Raw genomic sequence first — 14,382 nt, 5'->3', positions numbered from 1 at the left:
CTCCGCCGGGGCCCGACACGGGGCGGGTCCCGGCGACAGCCTTTCCGGGTTCCCGGCGTCAGCCCTTCCGGGTTCCCGGCGTCAGCCCTTCCGGGTTCCCGGCGACAACCCTTCCGAGGTCCCGGCGACAGCCCTTCCGGCCGCGTCAGGCCGCGTCCGGGGTGTCGGGCCTCTCCTGCGCGTGTGCCTGGGCCAGTAGATCGAGGGCGACTTCGAGGGCGGCCTTCCGCTTCTCCTCGGCGTCGGCGTCGATGTGCTGCATGGCGAACTGGGACGTATGCATGACGAAGAGGGCGCTGAGGCTGCGGACCTGGTCGGTCAGCGGGGCGTCGGGGTCCCTCAGCAGGTCGCCCACGGCGATCATGCGGTCCTTGAGGGTTTCGCCGGGGCGCAGATGGCTCATCGCGGCCTGGTTCTGCTGCATGAACCGGAACAGCGGGAGGGCGCTTTCGAGAGCCACGCTGTAGCGGCGCATCAGCTCCTGCTTGGTCTCCAGGGTCCGGGGCTGCTGCCGGCCCCAGGCGAGCAGTTCGTCCACCGGCCGGGCCAGGTCCTGGAACAGGCTGATGAGGATGTCTTCCTTGGTCTTGAAGTGGTAGTACAGCGCGGCCTTGGTGACCTCGAGCCGCTCGGCGATCTCGCGTAGCGAGGTCTTCTCGTAGCCCTGCTCGGCGAAGAGCTCCAAGGCCACGTCCTGGATGCGCTGCCGGGTGTCGCCCCGGCGCGCCTGCGGTGTGTTGCCCATCGTGCTCTCCTGTGGTCGTGGGGGCCGTGCGCGGCCGAACAGAACTTACTTGACGCCCGGCTAGTAGACGCCGTACCTTCTCCACTGTACTCAACTAGCCGGGCGGCAAGTAAGTAGCCGGTCGCAGCAATTGGCCGCACCCCAGGGGGGAAGTGGAGAGAATGTCCGAGAAACAGTCCGGAGGCGGAGCACCATCCGCGTCGCCGCAGTCCAGCGCGGAAGCCCCGCAGTCCGGCGGGGAGGCCGCGTCCGGCCGCAAGCCCCGCTCCACGGGTGTGGTGATCTTCGCGCTGATGATCGCCATGCTGCTCGCGATGCTCGACAACATGATCGTCGGCACCGCGATGCCGACCATCGTCGGCGAGCTCGGCGGGCTCGAACACCTCTCCTGGGTGGTCACCGCGTACACCCTGGCGACCGCCGCCTCCACCCCCATCTGGGGAAAGCTCGGCGACATGTACGGGCGCAAGGGCATGTTCCTCACGTCCATCGCGGTCTTCCTGGTCGGTTCGGCCCTGTCCGGGGCGGCCCAGGACATGGGGCAGCTGATCGGCTTCCGGGCCCTTCAGGGCCTGGGCGCCGGCGGTCTGATGGTCGGTGTGATGGCGATCATCGGTGACCTGGTCCCGCCCCGGGAGCGCGGCCGGTACCAGGGCATGATGGCCGGTGTGATGGCCGTGGCCATGATCGGCGGACCGCTGGTCGGCGGCACCCTCACCGACCACCTCGGCTGGCGCTGGATCTTCTACATCAACGTCCCGCTCGGCGTGATAGCCCTGGCCGCGATCACCACGGTGCTGCATCTGCCGAAGAAGCGCGCCCAGGCACGGATCGACTACGTCGGCGCGGTGCTGCTCACCGTGGGCATCACCGCCCTGGTGCTGATCACGACCTGGGGCGGCAACGAGTACGCGTGGGGCTCGGTCGAGATCATCGGGCTCGGCATCCTGGGGGTCGCCGCGCTCGTCGCCTTCGTGGCCGTCGAGCGGCAGGTCGCCGAGCCCGTGCTGCCGCTGCACATCTTCCGTAACGGCAACTTCTCGCTCATCACGGTGATCGGCTTCCTCACCGGCTTCGTGATGTTCGGGTCGATGACCTTCCTGCCGCTCTTCCAGCAGACCGTCCAGGGCGCCACGGCCACCAACTCCGGGCTGCTGCTCCTCCCGATGCTGCTGGGCATGCTGTTCGTCTCGCTGATCGCGGGCCGGGTCACCACCCAGACCGGCAAGTACCGGATCTTCCCGATCCTCGGCGGCGGCCTGATGGTGGTGGGCATGTTCCTGCTGGCCCTGATGGACACCGGCACCACCCGCCTGACCTCGGGCATCTACATGGCGGTGCTCGGCGCGGGCATGGGCTTCCTGATGCAGACCTCCATGCTCATCGCGCAGAACAGCGTCGAGATGAAGGACATGGGCGTCGGCTCCTCCTCCGCCACCCTCTTCCGCACCCTCGGCGGCTCCTTCGGCGTCGCCATCCTCGGCGCCCTCTTCACCAACCAGGTGAAGGACACGATGATCGACCGGGTCGGCCAGAAGGGCGCGGCGGTCACCTCCGGCGGCGCCCAGCTCGACCGGGAGAGCCTCAAGAAGCTGCCTCCGGAGATCCAGGACGCGTACACCCACGCGGTCGCGAACGGGGCGCACCAGGTCTTCCTGTGGGGCGCGGTGATCGCGGTCGTCGGCTTCCTCGCGGCCTGGTTCATCAAGGAGGTCCCGCTGCGCGGGGCCGGGCCGCAGGCCAAGGGCGAGAACCCGGCCCCGGCCGAGCAGACGCCGATGGTCGAGGCGGTCTGACCAGTCTGACCCGGCGGTACGGGACGGAAAGCGTGAGGCGCGGTCGGTGCGGGTGCACCGGCCGCGCCTCACGCGTTACGTACGCCTCCCGCTCTACGTGCGCCTCGTGCGTTACGTGACCCTCAGTCCAGCACCTCGATGACCGGGAAGCTGCCCGTGTTGGTCGGCGCGGACTCCGGCAGCCACAGCACCGCGACCGCGCCCTCCCGCCCCTCCGCCGTCGGCTCGGCGTTGCGGAACGTCAGCCGGGCGCCCAGCACGCGCGCCTGGCCCACCGCGATGGTCAGGCCCAGGCCGTGGCCGGTGCCGGCCCGGTCCTTGCTGCCGGTGCGGAAGCGGCTCGGCCCGTCCTTCAGCAGCGCCTCGGGGAAGCCGGGGCCGTGGTCGCGGACGCGCAGCACCCGCCCCTCCACCGTGACCTCGAACGGGGGCTTGCCGTGGCGGGCGGCGTTGGCCAGGAGATTGCCGAGTATCCGCTCCAGGCGGCGGGGGTCGGTGGAGACATGGGCGTCGCGCAACACGGTGACCCGGGCGTCGGGGGCCGCCACCCGGACCCGGCGGGTGACGAACTCGGCGAGGGCGATCTCCTGCAACTCGGCGCGCTCCGCGAAGCCGTCCAGCCGGGCGACCTCCAGAACGTCCTCGACGAGCTGGCGCATCGCCTGCGCCCGGTCCCGTACCAGCTCGGTCGGGCGCCCGGGCGGCAGCAGTTCGGCGGCGGTGAGCAGGCCGGTGACGGGGGTGCGCAGCTCATGCGCTATATCGGCCGTCACACGCCGCTCGGCCTCCAGCCGCTGCTGCAGCGCCTCGGCCATGCCGTCGACGGCGCGCGCCAGGTCGTCGGTCTCGTCCCGCACCCGGCCGCCGATCGCGTCCCGCACGCGGACCTCGGAGTCGCCCTCGGCGAGCTTGCGGGCCGCGGTGGCGGCCTTGCGCAGCCGCCGGGAGAGCTGGTCACCGATGAGCACACCCAGCGCGATGCCGCCCATCACCACCGACACGGAGCCGAGGACCAGGACGCGGTCGAGGTCCTCCAGCACCCGGGCGCGGTCCTTGAACTGGGTGTGCACGGACAGCACCCGGCCGTCCCGCAGCGGCACCGAGGCCCAGACCTCGGGGGTGCCGGTGCCCGTGTCTCCCAGGTAGGTGGCGCGCAGCCCGCGCGCCGCCTCCTTCTTCAGCTGCTCGGGAAGCCGCTTGTCGTCGAGTTTCGCGCCGAACCCGAGAATCCTGTACTTCTCGAACATCCGCTGGGCGGCCTGCACCTGGTCGTTCATCGCCGCGCGGCTGTTGTCGAGCATCGAGACGCGGGCCGCGTTGTGCACGACCAGGCTCAGCGCGATGGCGACCAGCGCGCTCACGGCCGCGATCGCCAGACTGACCTTCCAGCGCAGCCCCGAGCGCAGGGCGAGCCTCACCATCGCCCGCTCATCCCCTGAGCTTGTAGCCGAAGCCGCGGACCGTCTCGATCCGGTCCTGGCCTATCTTTCCGCGCAGCCGCTGCACATGGACGTCCACGACCCGGGTGTCACCGCCCCAGCCGTAGTCCCACACGCGCTCCAGCAGCCGGTCTCGGGAGAGCACGGTGCCCGGCGCGGCCGAGAACTCCAGCAGCAGCCGCATCTCCGTCGGCGTCAGCGCCACCTGCTGACCGGCCCGGCGGACCTCCATCCCCTCCGGGTCCACCTCCAGGTCGCCGAAGCGCAGCACTCCGCCCTCGGGCTCCTCGGGTTCCGCCTCCGCGCCCCGGCCCGGGCCGCTGGCGTGCCCGAAGCGGCGCAGCACGGCGCGGATCCGGGCGACCAGGACCGCGCCGTCGAAGGGCTTGGTCACATAGTCGTCGGCGCCGGCCTCCAGGCCGAGCACCACGTCGATCGAGTCGGCGCGCGCCGACAGCATGATCACGGGCACGGTGGACTCGTCGCGGATACGGCGGCACAGGCTCACCCCGTCAAGACCCGGGACCATCACATCGAGCAGCGCGATATCGGGCCGGTCGGCCCGGAACCGCTCCAGCCCGGTCAGCCCGTCCGGAGCGGCGGTGACGACGAAGCCGTCGCGCTCCAGGGCGAGCTGGGTGGCCTCGCGGATGACGTCGTCGTCCTCGACGAAGAGCACATGGGTTTCGGCCATCGGCCTTGTCTTCAGCCTTCCGTTCCGTCGTCGGGCGCGGGCGTTTCGTCCTCGCTGATGTTCCTGGTCTTGCGGTCGGTCACGAGGAATTCCCGGCGCTTCTCGGCCCACCGGTACGTCGTCACGTCCTCGCTCGAGGGGCAGCAGACCGAATCGTTGGAGGCGTAGATCAACTTCGTGACGCGGAGGTTGCCCTTGGTGGTGTCGGCGTAGACGGGCGGGCGCTCGTCCGCGAAAACATTCTCATACGCCCCGCCCACCTTGCGGTACACATACGAGCCGAGGCCGAAACCCTCGGTGCAGGTCATCACATTGATCACCAGGTCGGACGCGGAGGACCCGGTCAGCCGGCCGTAGGCCACGTCGATCGGGTAGCCCTGTGTCGTCGTGGCGCCCTTCTTCGCGTCCTGCGGAGCGTCCTCGGCGGCGCCTTTTGTGGCGCCCTTCGTGGCGCCTTTCGTGGAGTCCTTCGTGGAGTCCTGCGGAGCGTCCTGTGTGGCGCCGCTCCCGGCGTCCTTCGTAGCGGTCTTCGAGCAGGGCTTCAGATTCGCCTTCAGGCGCTCGCTGACCTTGGGGTCCTTCTTGACCAGCGCGACGGCGTCGATCTTCTGCTTGGCCGACGTCGACGTGGGGGAGGTGCCGTGCACATACGAACCCGGGGAGTCGGCCTGCTCCGGGGCCCAGGACGTACGCGCCGGACCTTCCTTGCGCAGCCCCTGGCCTCCGGTGCCGCATCCGGCCATCAGCAGCCCGCCGACGGCCGCGAAGCCGACGACCGCGCCCCCCGTGATCAGGGCGGCCCGGCGAGGGGAGGTCCGGTGACAAGCGGTCCGGGGAGTGGTCCGCGGGGGCAGGAAAAGCCGGTGCGGGGTGTCCTCGTGGGGAGCGTCCTTGGGAGGCGAGGCCCTGGTCAGGCCGCGCACCGGTCCTGCCCCCGCTCGTGGCCTCGGCGCCGGTCCTGCGGGGCCCGGCGGATCTGCCCGCCTTCCTCGCGGCCGAGCGCACGGGCGTCCAGGTCGCGGCTCTCCAACTCCTGCCGCAGCCTGGCCAGCGCCCTGTGCAGCGTGCTCTTGACCGTGCCGGTCGACATCCCGAGCGCCTCCGCGGTCTCCTCCGTGGTCATCTGCTCCCAGTGTCGCAGCACCACGACGCTGCGCTGCTTGGGAGCCAGGACTCCGAGGATGTCCATCAGCAGCGCGCGGTCGGCGTGCTGCTCGGTGCTGTCCTCGACGCGCGCGTCCGGCAGCTGCTCGGTCGGCACCTCGTCCAGCTTGCGGGCCCGCCACCACTCGGTACGGGTGTTGATCATGACACGGCGCAGATACGCGTCGGCCAGCGACTTGTCGGCTATCCCGTCCCAGCGGCCGTAGGTACGCACCAGCGCGGTCTGGAGGAGGTCCTGCGCCTCGATCGGGTCGGGGACGAGGCGGCGGGCGCTGCGCAGCAGCGCGTCCTGCCGGTTGCGAACGTACTCCTCGAAATCCAGAACCTTGCCGCTGCCGGACATCGCCAGCCTCCATCCCGCCGTTTTCCCACCCTGTGCGCCCGGCGGTCACCGAGCACGAAGAGGACGCTACGGAGCGGCTGTTGCGGCGCCATGTGCATCTGACCTGCGGCGGATGCACAGCTACCCATAGGTTGTGTAACAGTCGGGCCCGTTCGGACGGAGTGTCAGAGTCGGGTCGTGGCCGTGTCACAGCCTTGTCACAGAAACGGTCTCGCGGGCTGTCGCGGCGGGCTGCCGCGGCGGGTTGTCCCGGCGGGTGGCGCGTCAGGTCATCGGCAGCCGGTAGAGCCCGCCGTCAAGCGGCTCCACGAGGCCGTCGGCGACCAGCCCGTCCAACGCCCGGGCCCGCTGCACCGGCTCGCCCCAGACCTTGTCGAGCGCCGCCTGCGGCACCGGCGCGACCGCCTCCCGCAACACCGCGAGCAGCTTGCCGCGCACCTGACGGTCCGTGCCGGCGTAGGTCTGGCCGCGGCGCGGCGGCCCGTCGTGCGCCGGGGAACCGGCCGCCCGCCAGGCGCACTGCGCGGTGATGGGGCAGCGCGCGCAGTCCGGCGTGCGCGCCGTGCACACCAACGCGCCCAGCTCCATCGTCGCCGCGGCCCAACGGGCGGCGGTCGGCTCGTCGTCGGGGAGCAGCGCGCGGGCCAGCTTGCGCTCGGCGGCGGTCGTGGCGTCCGGCGGGAACTCCCGGCCGCTGACGGCGCGGGCGAAGACCCGGCGGACGTTGGTGTCCATGACCGCGTGCCGCTGTCCGTACGCGAACGAGGCCACGGCCGCCGCCGTGTACTCGCCCACGCCCGGCAGCGCCAGCAGCTCCGCGTGTTCGGTCGGCACCTGACCGCCGTGCCGCTCCCGTATGGCGACCGCCGCGCCGTGCAGACGCAGCGCGCGCCGTGGATAGCCGAGCCGCCCCCAGGCGCGGACCGCCTCGCCGGGGGCGTCCGCGGCGAGGTCCGCGGGGCTCGGCCAGCGGGCGAGCCACTGCTCGTACACCGGCAGCACTCGGTTCACCGGGGTCTGCTGGAGCATGAACTCGCTGACCATCACGGCCCATGGGCCGGCTTCGGGGCGGCGCCAGGGCAGATCGCGGGCGTGGGCGTCGAACCAGTCGATGACGGGGGCGTGGAGAGCGGCCCCGTCGGGGGCGGCACGCCCTTCGGGATCGGCGTGGCGGGCGGCGGAGGGCGCGGAGTCGGCGGGGATGGCAGTCATGTCACCGACGATCCTGGCACGCCGCCCGCCCGCGCCGGAAACGCCGGGCCCTGTTCGGGGCGCGTGTCAGCGGTATGGCGGGGTGACAGTGGCCGGGCGGGCCTGACTTTCGTCAGGGGCGGCGGCGTACTCCCGCTTGTAGCGTCAGCCGCTGAACGGCAGTGACGAAAGGAATGGCGGGTGCGGATGGGGAACGAGCCGACGATCAGGGTGCTGCTCGCGGACGACGAGGCGATGATCCGCGCCGGGGTACGGGCCGTCCTGGCCGCCGGCCCCGGGATCGAGATCGTCGCCGAGGCGGGCGACGGCCGGGAGGCGGTGGAGGCGGCGCGCGCCCACCGGCCCGACGTCGCGCTGCTGGACATCAGGATGCCCCGGCTGGACGGGCTGTCCGCGTGCGAGGAGATCCGCCGCACGCTGCCGGACACCGCGGTCGCCATGCTCACCACCTTCTCCGAGGACGCGTACATCGCGCGGGCGCTGGGCGGGGGCGCGACCGGCTTCCTGCTGAAGTCCGGCGATCCGCACGAACTCATCGCGGGGGTGCGGGCGGTGGCGGGCGGCGCGGCGTTTCTGTCGCCCAAGGTGGCCCGCCACGTGATCACCGAACTCGGTGGCGAGCGCCTGACCCGGGGCGCCGCGGCCCGCGCCCGTACGGACGTCCTGACCGCCCGGGAGCGGGAGGTGCTGGCGCTGGTCGGCGCGGGCCTGTCGAACGCGGAGATCGCCCGGCGGCTGCACCTGGTCGAGGGCACGGTGAAGGGGTACGTCAGCGCCGTCCTGGACCGCCTGGAGGTCGGAAACCGCGTCCAGGCGGCCATCGTGGCGTACGAGGCGGGGCTGGTCGCCGACGCGGGATAGGGCGGGGTGAGCCGGTATCTGAGGGGGATTCGGTCGGATAATGAGAAAACCAGGGCGCAGACCGGTGGTTATTGGCGGGTGCCGCTTCGGATCTCTCGTAGAGTTTCCGCGTGGGATCTCTGCGCAATCCGATCGGGCCGCTTCCCTCCTCCATTTACTGGCGGCGGAGGGCTGTTGCGCTGGCCCTTCTCGTCCTCGTCATCCTGCTCGTCATCTGGGCCTTCGGCTGGGGCGGTTCCGGCGGCGGTGGGAGAGACGAGGGCAAGGGGTCGGGCGGCGGTGGCGCCGCGAGCACCATCACCCCGGGGCCCACCTCCTCCACGCCCGTCAACAGCCAACGGCCGGGCGGGCGTGACGAGTCGGACGACGGCGGGACCGGCACCGGCGACAGCGGCAGCGGCAGCTCTGACGGCGGCGGCAGCGGTGACGGCGGCAGCGGCGGCACCGGCGACGGCGGCGGCACGGGCGGCGACGGCGGCGCGGGCGGTGGCGGGACCGGCGGCGGCCTGGGCATCGGGGACGGGCGGAGCGTCCCGGCCGGGTCCAGCCTGCCCGCCTGCACCCGGAGCGCGGTCGAGCTGACGGTGCGCAGCGTCAAGGACTCGCGGGTGAAGAACACGTACGGGCCGGGCGAGGAACCGACGTTCGAGATCATCGTGAAGAACTCCTCGGACACCGCCTGCAAGGTCGACTTCGGCCGGGCGGCGGCGACGCTGACCATCACGGACGCCGAGAACGACCATGTGTGGGCGTCCGACGACTGCCCGGAGGGCAGCAAGTCCGTGCTGGTCGAGGTGGCGGGCAACGGCCAGACCAAGCGCACCGTCCACTGGGACCGCAAGCGCAGCGTCGAGAACTGCGCGACGCCGGCCGGCAGCGCTTCGGCCAAGGCCGGTACGTACCTGGTCGAGGCGAAGATGGAGGGGCTGGGCATCGCGCGGGTGTCGTTCGTGCTGGACGAGGACTGACCGGGGCCGCGGCCGACCGAACAGGCGCCGACTCCGTGGTGGATATGAGACAGCGACACGCCGTGACATCGGCGTGTCGCTGTCTCATATCCACTACAAACGCATCGTCGGCGGCTAGACGTACCGCTCCAGGATCGAGGACTCCGCCAGCCGCGACAGCCCCTCGCGCACCGACCGGGCCCGCGCCTCGCCCACGCCGTCCACCATCTGCAGGTCGTCCACGCTCGCGGCGAGCAGCTTCTGCAGCCCGCCGAAGTGCTCCACCAGCCGCTCGATGATGGCGCCCGGAAGCCGCGGCACCTTCGCCAGCAGGCGGAAACCGCGCGGCGAGACCGCGGAGTCGAGGGTCTCGGGCGAACCGCTGTAGCCCAGGGCGCGGGCCACATTGGCCAGTTCCAGCAGTTCGGCGTGGGTCAGCCGGTCGAGCTCCGCCAGCGCCTCGGGGACCGTACGGGTCCGCTTGGCCGTGGGCTCGGGGACGTAGTCGCGGACCACCAGCTCGCGCTCCGGCTCCACGCCCGCGATCAACTCGTCGAGCTGGAGCGACAGCAGACGGCCGTCGGTGCCCAGCTCCACCACGTACTCGGCGATCTCCGTGGCGATCCGGCGGACCATCTCCAGCCGCTGTGCGACCGCCGTCACATCGCGGACCGTGACCAGGTCCTCGATCTCCAGGGCCGAGAGCGTGCCCGCGACCTCGTCGAGGCGGAGCTTGTAGCGCTCGAGCGTGGCCAGCGCCTGGTTGGCGCGGGAGAGGATCGCGGCCGAGTCCTCCAGGACGCGGCGCTGCCCGTCCACGTACAGGGCGATCAGCCGCATCGACTGGCTGACGGACACGACCGGGAACCCGGTCTGGATGGAGACGCGCTGCGCGGTGCGGTGGCGGGTGCCGGTCTCCTCGGTGGGGATCGCGGCGTCCGGGACGAGCTGCACGCCCGCCCGCACGATCTTGGTGATGTCCTTGTCGAGGATCAGCGCGCCGTCCAGCTTGCACAGCTCGCGCAGCCGGGTCGCGGTGAACTCGACGTCCAGGACGAAGCCGCCGGTGCACAGCGACTCGACGGTCTTGTCCGTGCCGAGCACGATCAGCCCGCCGGTGCGGCCCCGCAGGATCCGCTCGAGGCCGTCGCGCAGCGCCGTGCCCGGGGCGACGGCGCTCAGAGAGGCGCGCATCAGACCGTCGGCTTTGCCGGGAGCCGCTGCCCGGTCGCCTGCTGCCACTGCACTCCTCCGTCGCAAGGTCATTCGCTGCCGCGGGCCGCCCTGCTGTGCCGGTGCGCGGGCTACGTACGGGCGAGACCAGGGCAAAGTCTACCGGCGGTCACCGCCCTCCCGCCGGGTCTCCCGGCGTACGCCCGTGGGCGGGAGCGGGAGCGCGGCATCCGCGCCCGCGCTCACCAGGCCGGGGCTCAGCCACTCGGCTCGTCCTGAGGCGCCCGCTCGGCCCGCTTGCGCCGGGGCAGTACGCGCAGTGCGTCCCCTATGTCCGCCACCTCCAGCACCCGCATGCCGGCCGGGACCTTCCCCGGGTCGCCGGGCACCAGGGCGTGGGTGAAGCCGAGCCGGGCGGCCTCGGCCAGCCGCCGCTGCACGCCCGTGACCCGCCGGACCTCTCCCGCCAGGCCCACCTCGCCGATCGCCACCAGGTTCTTCGGCAGCGGGGTGTCACTCGCCGCGCTGGCCAGCGCGAGCGCCACGGCCAGGTCGGCCGCGGGCTCGGAGAGCTTCACGCCGCCGACCGTGGCGCTGTAGATGTCCCGCTTGCCGAGGGCGCTGATCCGGCCGCGCTGCTCCAGGACGGCGAGCATCATCGACACCCGCGAGGTCTCCAGACCGGAGGTGGTGCGGCGGGGGGACGGGATCTGGGAGTCGACGGTCAGCGCCTGCACCTCGGCCACCAGCGGCCGGCGCCCTTCGAGGGTGACGGTCAGGCAGGTGCCGGGCACCGGCTCGTCACGGCGGGTGAGGAACAGCCCGGACGGGTCGGCGAGGCCGGTGATGCCCTCGTCGTGCAGCTCGAAGCAGCCGACCTCGTCCGTCGCCCCGTAGCGGTTCTTCACGCCGCGCACCAGGCGCAGCCGGGCATGGCGGTCGCCCTCGAAGTGCAGCACCACGTCCACCAGATGCTCCAGCAGGCGGGGGCCGGCGATGGCGCCGTCCTTCGTCACATGGCCGACCAGGAGCGTGGACATGCCGCGCTCCTTGGAGGCGCGGATGAGCGCCCCGGCCACCTCCCGCACCTGGGCCATGCCGCCGGGCGCGCCGTCGATCTCGGGGGAGGCGACGGTCTGGACGGAGTCCAGGACCAGCAAGGACGGCTTGACGGAGTCGAGATGGCCGAGGACGGCCGACAGGTCGGTCTCCGCGGCGAGATAAAGATGCTCGCTCAGCGCGCCGATGCGGTCGGCGCGCAACCGCACCTGGCTCGCCGACTCCTCGCCCGTGATGTAGAGGGTGCGGTGGTCGTCGGTGGCGGCCTTGGCGGCGACGTCGAGCAGCAGCGTCGACTTGCCGACCCCCGGCTCCCCGGCCAGCAGCACCACGGCGCCGGGGACCAGGCCGCCGCCCAGGACGCGGTCGAGCTCGTCCACCCCCGTGGAGCGGGCGGTCGCCTGGCGGCCGTCCACCTGCCCGATGGGCACGGCCGCCGAGGTGACCCGGCCGGCCGCGGTCGTCCGCACCGCGGGCGCGCCGAACTCCTCGACCGTGCCCCACGCATGGCACTCGGGGCAGCGGCCGAGCCATTTGGCCGTGGTCCAGCCGCACTCCGTACAGCGGTAGGAGGGCCGGTCCTTGGCGGATGATCGGGAGGAGCTACGGGCAGCCATGCCGTAACGCTAGCGCCGGGCACCGACAGCCGGGCGGGGAGCCCGGCCGACCGGCGGGTGGGCGGGCGCCGCTTCGCGTGTAGCAGATCCCGGGCGGGAAGGGAGGACAGCTGTCCCCTTATGAGGGAGATGGTCACCCGTAAGGGTTAAAACAGCGCAAGTAGCGCGAGGGAGCCTGCATCATCCGCCTACCGTCACCGGGTGATGAGCAGCAGGCCCGAGCACTCGACACACTCGCCCGGCGCGCCCGGCGCATCCGGTGCGTCCGGCGCCCCCGGTGCGCAGCTTCGCGCGTCGCGCGCTTCCGCCACACACCCCGAGCGTCCCCCCGCGCACTACGAACCGTATCTGGACGGTCTGTTCACCTACTGCCTGTCGGTCCTGTGCGAGCACGACGCCGCGACCGCCGCGCTCGGCGAGGCGCTTGCCGTCGCCGAGCGGCAGCACGGGCGGGGGCGGGGGCGCGTGGCGGCCGAGGGCGATCTGCGCCGGCCCTGGCTCTACGCCCTCGCGCGCTGGGCCTGTCTGCGCAAGCTCGCCGAGCGGAAGGAGCCGAAGGGTCCGAAGGGCCCCGGCGGCCTGGGGGAGCGAGGGGAGCGAGGGGACGACCAGCGGGGCCCTGGCGACCATGGCGACCGTCGGACCCCTGAAGGCCCCGGGTCCCCCGGCACTCGCGGGGACCACGGCGCCCGCGGGGACCACGGCGCCCGCGGGGACCGGGGGAAGCTCAGGGCGGCCTCCGGGCCCGGCGGGATCGAGAAGCGGGCGGGCCGGCCCCGGCCGCCGGAGGTGCCGGCGCAGCGGAGCCACCGCGACCGGCGCACGCCGGCCGCGGCCACCTCGCCGCCCCCCGTTTCCACCGCCGCGCAGCGCCGCCGCGAGCTGGCCGCGCTCGCGTGGCCCGAGGCCGCCGGGACCACCCCCGAGCAGCGCGAGGCGCTGGAGCTCGCCGTGCGCCACCGGCTGAGCCCGAGCGAGGTCGCCGCGGCGCTCGGCAAGGAGCGCGACGAGACCCGCGCCCTGCTCGCCAGCGCGGCCTGCGAGGTGGAGCGCACGCGCGCCGCCCTCGCCGTCGTCGAGCTCGGCCACTGCCCCGTCGTCGCCCGGCTCGCGGGCGACACCCAGGTGCTGCTCTCCGCCGCGCTGCGCCGTGAGCTCGTACGGCATGTGGACGACTGCCGTGAGTGCCGCGGGATGGCCGAGCGGGCCACGGCGGGCGGCCCCTGGCCGGGCACGGCGGCCGCCCCCGCGGCCCTGCCGGTGCTGGAGGCGCCGCGCGCCGCCGTGCACGCCGCGATGGTGGGCGCCCAGCGCGCGCGCCCGGCGCGCGCCGCCTCGCGGCCGCGCTTCGACCGGCGCGGCTTCCCCCTGGACCCCAAGGAACAGGCCGCGCGCCGCAGCCGGACGCGCGGCCGCGCGCTGACCACGGCGGTGGTCGCCTCGGTCGTGGCGGCCCCGCTGCTGGCGCTGTGGGCCGCCTACCGGGGCACCCCGACGGCGGGCGACGACCACGACACGGACTCCGTGGCCGCCGCCAACGCGGACGGGGCGGCGGAGCGCACCCCCGACCGGTCCGGCGGCGTCGGCGACGAGCCGACCGGGGGCTCGTACGGCCGGGCGGGCAACGCGCAGGACCGTTCCGGCGCGCGGCTGAAACACCGCCGCGGTGGCACCGCGGGTGAACAGTCGCCGGACGTGTCCGTGGAGGTCGTCGGCGGAGACGGAGGCGGATACGGAGGCAGAGACGGAGACGTCGGAGACGGGGTCGGGGTCGGGGCCGGGGCCGCGCAGGGCGACCGGGACGGGGAGGCGGAACGGTCCGGCACCGCGTCCGGCCGGCGGCCGGGCCCGCACACCACGTCCGGCACCCCCGGCGCCGGGGGCCGGCCGGGCAGCGGACACGGCCCCGGGCGGGCCGAGCCGGGCCCCGGGCGGCTGACGGTCGAGGCGCAGCCCAGCGGCGAGGTCACGGTCATCACGCTCAGGGCCTCGGGAGGCGCCCCGGTGCGCTGGTCGGCGTCCACCGGCGCGCCCTGGCTCCAGCTGAGCCACACGGCCGGGGTGCTGCGGCCAGGCGAGACGACGACGATCACCGTGTCCGTGGACCGGGACCGCGAGCCGCCCGGGCACTGGAGCGCTCGGGTCGGGGTGGATCCGGCGGGGGCGGTGGTGGTGATCGAAGGCCGTGGCGCGGAGCCCGAGCCCACCCCCGGGCCCTCGGACCCTCCGGGCGGACCCACACCGACCTCGGGCCACACGCCCCCGGCGCCCGCCGAGACCGACTAGGCCACGACTAGGCCCTGTCCCAGGGCGCCCGCCGAGACAGGCTCAA

General features: G+C 73.2%; 12 protein-coding genes. 4 read left to right on the top strand and 8 right to left on the bottom strand.

From position 1 onward, the window contains the following. Nucleotides 1-145 precede the first annotated feature (145 nt). Complete coding sequence (locus ACFZDL_RS29865) at nt 146-745, bottom strand: helix-turn-helix domain-containing protein (RefSeq protein WP_353596670.1); 600 nt, start codon at nt 743-745, stop codon at nt 146-148. Between the two features lie 161 nt (nt 746-906). Here ACFZDL_RS29865 and ACFZDL_RS29860 point away from each other — a divergent pair, with 161 nt between their 5' ends. Then, nucleotides 907-2,541 carry a DHA2 family efflux MFS transporter permease subunit gene (locus tag ACFZDL_RS29860; RefSeq protein ID WP_391192915.1) on the top strand — a complete coding sequence of 545 codons (1,635 nt, stop codon included), beginning with the start codon at nt 907-909 and terminating at the stop codon, nt 2,539-2,541. Nucleotides 2,542-2,663: 122 nt separating this feature from the next. Here ACFZDL_RS29860 and cseC read toward each other — a convergent pair whose 3' ends face one another. The 5 genes from cseC to ACFZDL_RS29835 form a co-directional block, all read right to left on the bottom strand. Further along, a complete protein-coding gene (gene cseC / locus ACFZDL_RS29855) occupies nt 2,664-3,962 on the bottom strand; it encodes a two-component system sensor histidine kinase CseC (protein ID WP_353596671.1) in 1,299 nt (432 codons plus the stop codon). Nucleotides 3,963-3,969: 7 nt separating this feature from the next. Then, complete coding sequence (gene cseB / locus ACFZDL_RS29850) at nt 3,970-4,674, bottom strand: two-component system response regulator CseB (protein ID WP_353596672.1); 705 nt, start codon at nt 4,672-4,674, stop codon at nt 3,970-3,972. Nucleotides 4,675-4,685: 11 nt separating this feature from the next. Beyond that, nucleotides 4,686-5,597, bottom strand: coding sequence for a hypothetical protein (locus tag ACFZDL_RS29845; RefSeq protein ID WP_353596673.1), 912 nt, complete (start codon nt 5,595-5,597; stop codon nt 4,686-4,688). Next, nucleotides 5,585-6,181, bottom strand: a complete 597-nt coding sequence (locus ACFZDL_RS29840; RefSeq protein ID WP_353596674.1) for a SigE family RNA polymerase sigma factor — start codon at nt 6,179-6,181, stop codon at nt 5,585-5,587. The genes ACFZDL_RS29845 and ACFZDL_RS29840 overlap by 13 nt, the downstream gene beginning before the upstream one ends. Nucleotides 6,182-6,445: 264 nt before the next feature. After that, nucleotides 6,446-7,393, bottom strand: a complete 948-nt coding sequence (locus tag ACFZDL_RS29835; RefSeq protein ID WP_353596675.1) for an A/G-specific adenine glycosylase — start codon at nt 7,391-7,393, stop codon at nt 6,446-6,448. Nucleotides 7,394-7,579: 186 nt separating this feature from the next. Here ACFZDL_RS29835 and ACFZDL_RS29830 point away from each other — a divergent pair, with 186 nt between their 5' ends. Next, on the top strand, nt 7,580-8,254 hold the full coding sequence (locus ACFZDL_RS29830) for a response regulator transcription factor (RefSeq protein ID WP_353596693.1): 675 nt from the start codon (nt 7,580-7,582) through the stop codon (nt 8,252-8,254). A 110-nt stretch (nt 8,255-8,364) separates the two neighbouring features. Next, a complete protein-coding gene (locus ACFZDL_RS29825) occupies nt 8,365-9,222 on the top strand; it encodes a hypothetical protein (RefSeq protein WP_353596676.1) in 858 nt (285 codons plus the stop codon). Nucleotides 9,223-9,336: 114 nt separating this feature from the next. Here the strand turns inward: ACFZDL_RS29825 and disA are convergent, their stop codons facing one another. Together disA and radA are read right to left on the bottom strand one after the other, a co-directional pair. Next, a complete protein-coding gene (gene disA / locus ACFZDL_RS29820) occupies nt 9,337-10,395 on the bottom strand; it encodes a DNA integrity scanning diadenylate cyclase DisA (RefSeq protein ID WP_353596694.1) in 1,059 nt (352 codons plus the stop codon). A 236-nt stretch (nt 10,396-10,631) separates the two neighbouring features. After that, the gene (gene radA, locus ACFZDL_RS29815; protein WP_353596677.1) at nt 10,632-12,050 is read right to left on the bottom strand and encodes a DNA repair protein RadA; all 1,419 of its coding nucleotides are present in this window, start codon (nt 12,048-12,050) and stop codon (nt 10,632-10,634) included. A 204-nt stretch (nt 12,051-12,254) separates the two neighbouring features. Between radA and ACFZDL_RS29810 the strand changes: the two genes are divergently transcribed. Then, on the top strand, nt 12,255-14,336 hold the full coding sequence (locus ACFZDL_RS29810; RefSeq protein ID WP_353596678.1) for a sigma-70 family RNA polymerase sigma factor: 2,082 nt from the start codon (nt 12,255-12,257) through the stop codon (nt 14,334-14,336). The last annotated feature ends 46 nt before the right edge of the window (nt 14,337-14,382 follow it).

This window comes from Streptomyces sp. NPDC007917 (assembly GCF_042959105.1).
Classification (GTDB): Bacteria; Actinomycetota; Actinomycetes; order Streptomycetales; family Streptomycetaceae; genus Streptomyces.
This window is presented reverse-complemented; position numbering and strand designations above follow the sequence as displayed.